Source organism: Cellulomonas sp. IC4_254 (genome assembly GCF_011603975.1).
Classification (GTDB): domain Bacteria; phylum Actinomycetota; class Actinomycetes; order Actinomycetales; family Cellulomonadaceae; genus Cellulomonas.
Genome location: NZ_JAANNB010000190.1, coordinates 1 through 7,588, shown reverse-complemented (window position 1 = coordinate 7,588; position 7,588 = coordinate 1). Strand labels below are relative to the sequence as shown.

At 76.4% G+C, this 7,588-nt stretch carries 5 protein-coding genes; 3 read left to right on the top strand and 2 right to left on the bottom strand.

Annotation, left to right across the window (positions count from 1 at the left end; genetic code table 11):
• Both G6556_RS15575 and G6556_RS15570 read left to right on the top strand, forming a co-directional pair.
• A partial coding sequence (locus G6556_RS15575) for a hypothetical protein (protein ID WP_166943393.1) occupies positions 1–205 on the top strand: 205 nt, incomplete at its 5' end.
• Between the two features lie 108 nt (positions 206–313).
• Positions 314–2,674 carry a hypothetical protein gene (locus tag G6556_RS15570; RefSeq protein WP_166943390.1) on the top strand — a complete coding sequence of 787 codons (2,361 nt, stop codon included), beginning with the start codon at positions 314–316 and terminating at the stop codon, positions 2,672–2,674.
• Between the two features lie 208 nt (positions 2,675–2,882).
• Here the strand turns inward: G6556_RS15570 and G6556_RS15565 are convergent, their stop codons facing one another.
• Entirely contained in the window at positions 2,883–4,433 is a 1,551-nt protein-coding gene (locus tag G6556_RS15565) for a methyl-accepting chemotaxis protein (RefSeq protein WP_166943387.1), read from the bottom strand.
• 262 nt (positions 4,434–4,695) lie between these two features.
• Between G6556_RS15565 and purB the strand changes: the two genes are divergently transcribed.
• Entirely contained in the window at positions 4,696–6,159 is a 1,464-nt protein-coding gene (gene purB, locus G6556_RS15560; protein WP_166943384.1) for an adenylosuccinate lyase, read from the top strand.
• Between the two features lie 84 nt (positions 6,160–6,243).
• On the opposite strand, the gene G6556_RS15555 is transcribed toward purB, so the two are convergent.
• A complete protein-coding gene (locus G6556_RS15555) occupies positions 6,244–7,491 on the bottom strand; it encodes a glutamyl-tRNA reductase (protein ID WP_166943396.1) in 1,248 nt (415 codons plus the stop codon).
• Positions 7,492–7,588 lie beyond the last annotated feature (97 nt).

Sequence of the window (7,588 nt, the reverse complement as noted above, 5' to 3'; positions counted from 1 at the left end):
CCAGGTCCCGCCCGCCCCGAGCTCGCCGGCCCCGTCGGGCACCGGCGCCGCCGGCAGCCCGCTGCGCACCCCCGCCGGCCAGGACGTCCTGGCGGTCCTCACGACCCTCGCGCTGGTCCTCGGCGGGTCACGGCTCCTCGCCGTCGCCCGTGACCGCGTCGAGCTCCCGCTCCGCCTTCGCGACGTCCCCGTCTTCCCCGCCTGAGTCGGGCCCCGGCGCCCGCGGCACCCGTGCCGCCGCGCCACACGGGCCCTCGCGCCGCGCGCCGGCGCACCGACTCAGGAGCAGGGGAAGACCACCATGCACAGGAACATGAGACGAGCGGTCCACACCGCTCTGCTGACCGGCGGCCTCGTCGTCGCCGGGGCCGTGTCGGCCTACGCCGCCGACGACGACGGCCTGCTGTCCGGCCTCGGCGTCGAGGCACCCGTCGACGTCTCCGTGGACGTGGACGGCCTCGCGGCCGGCGTCCTCGGCGACGCGGCCACGACCACCGCCCCGGCCGCCGCATCCGCGGCCCCGGCGCCGGCGGCACCCGCCCCGACGGCGTCCGCCGGCGGGTCCAGCTCCGAGGGGGTGGCGTCCGGCACGGCCGTCGCCGCCCCGGTGAGCGTCCCGGTGGACGTCTCGACCGTCGCCGTGGGCGTCCTCGGGGACGCCACCGCCACGGCTCCGGCAGCCGCCGACCCGGCGACGCCCGCGGCCGCGCCGACCGCCACGGTCGAGGGCGGGGACTCCCAGGGGATCGCCTCCGGGACCGGGATCGCCGCGCCCGTCAGCATCCCGGTCGGCGTCGACGGGGTCGCCCTCGGCGTCCTCGGGAACGCGACCGCCACCAGCACCGGCGGCACGACGCCCGCGGGTGCCGGCACCGGCGCCCCGAGCGCCACGGTCGGCGGCGGCGACTCCGACGGGATCGGGTCCGGCACGTCCGTGGCCGCGCCCGTCAGCATCCCGGTGACGATCGGCGACGTGGCGCTCGGCCTGCTGGGTGACGCGTCCACCGAGTCGACCGGCACCGGCACCACCGGCACCGGCGCCCCGACCGCCGAGGTCGGGGACGGCGACTCCGACGGCCTGCTCGCGGGCACCGGCGTCGCCGCTCCGATCAGCGTCCCCGTGACGATCGGCGACGTGGCGCTCGGCCTGCTCGGCGACGCGTCCACCGAGTCGACCGACACCGGCAGCACCGGCACAGGCGCTTCTGACGCCCCAACCGCCGAGGTCGGGGACGGCGACTCCGACGGCACCGGCTCCGGCACCTCCGTCGCCGCGCCGATCAGCATCCCGGTCACCATCGGCGACGTGGCGCTCGGCCTGCTCGGCGACGCGTCCACCCAGTCGACCGGCACTGGCACCACCGGCACCGGTGCCCCGAACGCCACGGTCGATGACGGCGACTCCGACGGCCTGCTCGCGGGCACCGGCATCGCCGCTCCGATCAGCGTCCCCGTGACGATCGGCGACGTGGCGCTCGGCCTGCTCGGCGACGCGTCCACCGAGTCGACCGACACCGGCAGCACCGGCACAGGCGCTTCTGACGCCCCAACCGCCGAGGTCGGGGACGGCGACTCCGACGGCACCGGCTCCGGCACCTCCGTCGCCGCGCCGATCAGCATCCCGGTCACCATCGGCGACGTGGCGCTCGGCCTGCTCGGCGACGCGTCCACCCAGTCGACCGGCACTGGCACCACCGGCACCGGTGCCCCGAACGCCACGGTCGATGACGGCGACTCCGACGGCCTGCTCGCGGGCACCGGCATCGCCGCTCCGATCAGCGTCCCCGTGACGATCGGCGACGTGGCGCTCGGCCTGCTCGGCGACGCGTCCACCGAGTCGACCGACACCGGCAGCACCGGCACAGGCGCTTCTGACGCCCCGACCGCCGAGGTCGGGGACGGCGACTCCGACGGCATCGGCTCCGGCACCTCCGTCGCCGCGCCGATCAGCATCCCGGTCACCGTCGGTGACGTGGCGCTGGGCCTCGGCGGGGACGCCGCCACCACCTCCACCGGCACCACCGGCACCGGCGCCCCGACCGCCGAGGTCGGCACGGGTGACTCCGACGGCCCGCTCGCGGGCACCGGCATCGCCGCTCCGATCAGCGTCCCCGTGACGATCGGCGACCTGGCTGTCGGCCTGATCGGCGACGCCGCCACCACCTCGACCGGCACCGGCACCACCGGTACCGGCACCGGCACCGACGCCCCGACCGCCACGGTCGGCGACGGCGACTCCGACGGCCTGCTCTCCGGCATCGGCGTCACCCTGCCGATCGAGGTCCCGGTGACCGTCGGCGAGGTCGCGCTCGGCGTGGTCGGCGAGGCCGCAGTGGCCGACCCGGGCACCGGCACCGGCACCACCGACCCGGGCACCACCGACCCCGGCACCGACCCGGGCACCACCCCCGGCACCACCCCCGGCACCACGACCGGGACCGGGACCGTCACCGGCACCGGCACCACCACGGTCGCCGACGTCACCTTCTCCTCCGACGTCCTGGCCGCGGCCGACCTCGCCGCCGCCCTGGACCGCTCGGCCGTCGCGGCGGTGACCGTGCCGGCCGCGCTGGCCACGACGGGTGCTCCTGCGGCCCTGACGGTGCTGGCCGCGCTCGGACTGGCGGGCCTCGGCCTGCTGCTCCGTCGCATCCCGCGGGTGGTGCTCACCTGACCACCCGCCGCTGAACCCGTCGGCCGGCGGCGGGTGCGGGACCTCCGCCGGCCGACGGACCCAGTGGTCCGCAGACCCCGCAGCTCGGGGCGGCACACGCTGACGCCGACCCCGGAACCGAGGAGAGGAGTGGAACCGGCCACCGCGGCCGGCGACGGGTGCGGGCCCGTCGCCGGCCCGCGGCACGCCCCGTGGGGACGCCGCGGGGTCAGGAGGCCCGGAAGGACCGGGCCATCTCGCGCTGCTCGTCGAGCACCTCGCCGATCCGGGCCTGGACCTCGTCCATGCGCCGGATCGTCGTGCTGACCGACTCGATGCCGCGGGACACGGCGGCGGTGTTCGCCTGGATGTCGGCGACCTGCTGCTCCACGTGTGACGTCGCGGTGGACGTGCCGCCGGCGAGGTCCTTCACCTCGGTGGCGACGACGGCGAACCCGCGCCCCGCCTGCCCTGCGCGTGCGGCCTCGATGGTGGCGTTGAGCGCGAGCAGGTTGGTCTGGTCGGCGATCGAGGAGATCACGCGGATGACGTCGCCGACGGCGGAGGACGACGCCTCCAGCGTGCGGACCTCCTCGGCCATCGCGGCGGTCTGCGCGACGGCCTCCTCGGCGACGCGCACGGCCTCGGACGCGCTCTCGGACAGCCGGGCGACGCTGCCGAGCAGCGCCTCGGAGGCGGCGCGGTCCCGCTGGGCGGCGCGGAGGATGTCGACGCGCTGCGACACGAGGCGGGCGACGTTGCGCAGCGAGCCGCGGCGGCTGTCGGTGAGCTCGATGGTGGCGGTGGTGAAGAAGTCCATGGTGCCGAGGACCTCGTCGCCGACGATCACCGGGATGCACACCCCGGAGCGGACGCCGGCGCGCTGCGCGGCGGGCGCCCGGACGCAGTCGGTGAGCTCGCCGAGGTCGCGGACGAACACGAGGTCCCGGGCCCGCCAGGCGCGCCCGGCGAGGCCGACGCCCTCGGCGAAGCTCGCGGCGAGCGTGACGCGGCGGAACTCCTCGCCGGCGGTGCCGGACTCCACTTGGAACCGCAGCACGCGCGCCTCGGGGTCGACGGCCCAGTAGGAGCCGTAGTCCCAGCCGAACTCCTCGCGGACGGTGTCGAGGGCGACGCGCAGCGCCTGCTCCTCGTCGGTGCACTGGCCGACCTTCGCGACGGAGGCGGTCACGGCCTGCTGGTCGCGCGCGACCTGGGCGATCTCGTCCGCGGCGCGCCGCGCCTCGAGCGCCTGGGAGACGGTCCGCGCGAGCACGTCGAGGACGAGCACCTGCGCGGGGCCCTCGGAGCGCCGCTCGGTGGTCAGGAAGTCGAGCACCGCCACGACCTCGCCGCGGTGCCACAGCGGCATCGTCATCGCGCCGCGCGCGCCGGCCCGGAGGAAGACCTCGCCGCGGGCGCAGTTGGTCGCGTGCTCGTTCAGGTCGGCGACCGGCAGCACCCCGTCCCGCTGCCACGCCAGACCGCACAGCCCGACGCCCTTCGGCATCCGGTAGCCGGGGGTCATCTCGGTGAGCTCGCGGGACAGGTGCCCCGACTGGGCGACGAACACGAGCGCGCCCTCGCCGGGGTCGACCCGCCAGGCCGACGCGTACGCGAAGCCGAGCGCGGTGCGGATCGTCTCGAGGATGTCGCCCAGCTGGCCGCCGCTCGACGACCCGAGCGCCCGGACGACGTCGTCGAGAGCGCGGAGCTCGCGCTCGGCCTCGAGGCCCTGCGCCGGTCCGGCCGTCCGGCCCCGTCGCCCCAGTCCCGCCATGTCCGTACCCCTCGTCGCTGTGCCCGCGCGCGCCCCTGCGTCTGCTCCGCACGGCTCCCCCTGAGTGGTCTGCGTATCGGCAGCGGCGGCGCCCGCGTGAGGGATCGGGCGAGCGCTCTCCCCGACCGGGCGCGCGGCGTCACCCGGCCGTGCGGCCGGGGCCGGCCACCGACGGCGCGCTGACCAGCCGGGACGGGCGAGAGCCGTCCAGCGGGCGCCCGCCGCGGATCACCCGGATGCACGGCGTGGGAGGATGCGGCCCATGCCCGCGCACGAGAGCAGCCCGTCCGCCGCGCCCGCCGCCCGCACGTCGCTGGCCGACGTCGAGCCGCCGATCGCCCTCGGCCCGCTCGACGGCCGGTACCGCCGGACCGTCGCACCCCTGGTCGACCACCTGTCCGAGGCGGCGCTGAACCGCGAGCGGGTGCACGTCGAGGTCGAGTGGCTGATCCACCTGACGACCCACGGCGTCGTCCCCGGCGCCCCGGTGCTGCCGGACGCGGACCAGGGGTACCTGCGCGCGGTCGTCGCGGACTTCGGCGCCGACGACGTCGCACGGCTCGCCGAGCTCGAGCGGACCACCGTGCACGACGTGAAGGCGGTCGAGTACTTCCTCAAGGAGAAGATCGCCGCCGCGCCGTCGGTGCTGGGCGAGACGGTCCTGCCGTCGGTCTCCGAGCTGGTGCACTTCTGCTGCACCAGCGAGGACATCAACAACCTGTCGTACTCCCTCATGGTCCGCGGCGCCGTGCGCGACGTCTGGCTGCCGGCCGCGACCGGCCTGGTCGACGACCTCGCCGGCATGGCACGCGACCTCGCCGACGTGCCGCTGCTCGCGCTCACCCACGGCCAGCCGGCGACGCCGACCACGCTCGGCAAGGAGATCGCGGTCCTCGCGCACCGGCTGCGCCGCCAGCTGCGCCGGGTCGAGGGCGCGGAGTACCTCGGCAAGCTCAACGGCGCGACCGGGACCTACGGCGCGCACGTCGTGGCGGTGCCGGGCGCCGACTGGCCCGAGGTCAGCCGCGCGTTCGTCGAGCACCTCGGCCTGACCTGGAACCCGCTGACGACGCAGATCGAGTCGCACGACTGGCAGGCCGAGCTGTACGCCGACGTCGCGCGGTTCAACCGGGTGCTGCACAACCTGGCGACCGACGTGTGGACCTACATCTCCCGGGGCGTGTTCACCCAGATCCCCGTGGCGGGGGCGACCGGCTCGTCGACGATGCCGCACAAGGTCAACCCGATCCGGTTCGAGAACGCCGAGGCGAACCTCGAGCTGTCCTGCGCGCTGCTCGACTCCCTGGGCGCGACGCTGGTCACCAGCCGCCTGCAGCGCGACCTCACCGACTCGACCACGCAGCGCAACATCGGCCCCGCGTTCGGGCACTCGCTGCTCGCGATCGACAACGTGCGCCGGGGCCTCGCGGCGCTGTCGGTCGACCGGGACCTGCTGGCGCGCGAGCTCGACCAGAACTGGGAGGTCCTGGGCGAGCCGGTGCAGTCGGCGATGCGCGCGGCGTCCGTGGCGGGGGTGACCGGCATGGAGAACCCGTACGAGCGGCTCAAGGAGCTGACCCGGGGTCGCCGGCTGACGGCGGAGGACATGCGCGAGTTCATCGCGGGCCTGGGTCTGCCGGCCGACGTCGAGGCGCGGCTGCAGGCGCTCACGCCGGCCACCTACACGGGTCTGGCGACGGACCTGCTCCGCTACCTGGAGGCGTGACGGCCGAGATCGGCACTCCGCGGCCGAGTTCGGCAGCTGCAGGTGCCGAACTGGGTACGTGACTGCCGAACTGGGCGGAAGAGATCAGCGGCCGGTGAGGGCCGGGCGCGGGACCTCGACCGCGGCCAGGTCCGCGAGCGCCGCGGCGTACGACGCCGCGTCGCCGGCGCGGGCGGCCTCGCGGGCGCGGACCGTCGGGGCGTGCAGCGCAGCGCGGACCCGGCGGCGCAGCGCGCGGGCCTCACGCTCGGGCAGGCCGTCGACCGCGGCGCCCAGCTCCTCCAGCACCCGGCGGCGCTCGGCGACGACGGGCGGGTTCCACTGCCGGGTGCGCAGGTCGCGCTCGAAGGTCGCGGCCTGCTCCTCGACGAGCGCCCGCGCCTCGGCGACCGTGGCGGAGTGCCCGTCGGGCGCCTGCTCGGCGACGGTGGTGAGGCTGACGAGCCGGACGCCGGGGAGCTCGCCGACGGCGGGGTCGACGTCGTGCTGCAGCGCGAGGTCCAGGACCGCGAGCGGTCGCGCACCGAGGGCGGCCTCGGCCGACCGGGCCCGGATCAGCGCGTCGACGTCGAGCACCGCCCCGGAGGCGCCGCTGCACGCCACGACCAGGTCGACGCCGGCGAGGCTGGCGGCGAGGTCGTCGGTGGCGGCGGTGACCCCGCGCTGCGCGGCGAACTGCCCGGCGCGCCCGCTGGCCGAGTAGACCAGGACGTCCCGGCAGCCGCGGGCCTTGAGGGCGGCGAGGCTGGCGCCGGCGTAGGAGCCGGTGCCGATCAGCAGGCAGCGCACGTCCGACCAGTCGGGCAGGCCGTCCTCGACCAGGTCCAGCGCGACGCCGACGACGGAGCGGCCCGCGGCGCCCAGGCCGGTGCGGCCCTCGACGGCGCGGGAGGTCCGGGACGCGGCCTGGAACAGGCCCTCGAGGTCGGAGGTCGTGGTGCCGTCGCGGCGGGCCGCGGTCAGCGCGCGGCGCACCTGGCCCGCGATCTCGCGCTCGCCGACGACCATCGACTCCAGGCCGGAGGCGACGGCGAACAGGTGCTCCACGACCCGCGGGCCGGTGGCCGGGGCGAGGGCGTCGGCCACGCGCTCCGGGGCGTAGCCCGAGCGGGCGGCGACGGCACCGGCGACGGCGGAGCGGGCCGCGTCCGCGGCGTCCGCGTCGGCGACGTCCAGGTACAGCTCGAAGCGGTTGCAGGTCGCCAGGACGACCGCCCCCGCGATCGACTCCGAGGCCGTCACGATCTCCCGCCCGACGGCGTGGGTGTCGGCGGACAACCGCTCCAGCACGGACAGGTCGAGGTCGTGATGGCTGGCCACCAACGACAGCATCACCACGCCAAGAATTTAATCACTCCAGGGAAGACGGGGCACAATCGTCCCGATGTCGACTCCGTCACGCCCCGACGCGCCCGCGAGCGCCCCGGCG

Bases quoted from the DNA above. Each gene is read 5' to 3' on its own strand.
- G6556_RS15570 (WP_166943390.1), top strand. From the start codon at position 314: ATGAGACGAGCGGTCCACACCGCTCTGCTGACCGGCGGCCTCGTCGTC.
- G6556_RS15565 (WP_166943387.1), bottom strand. From the start codon at position 4,433: ATGGCGGGACTGGGGCGACGGGGCCGGACGGCCGGACCGGCGCAGGGC.
- purB (WP_166943384.1), top strand. From the start codon at position 4,696: ATGCCCGCGCACGAGAGCAGCCCGTCCGCCGCGCCCGCCGCCCGCACG.
- G6556_RS15555 (WP_166943396.1), bottom strand. From the start codon at position 7,491: ATGCTGTCGTTGGTGGCCAGCCATCACGACCTCGACCTGTCCGTGCTG.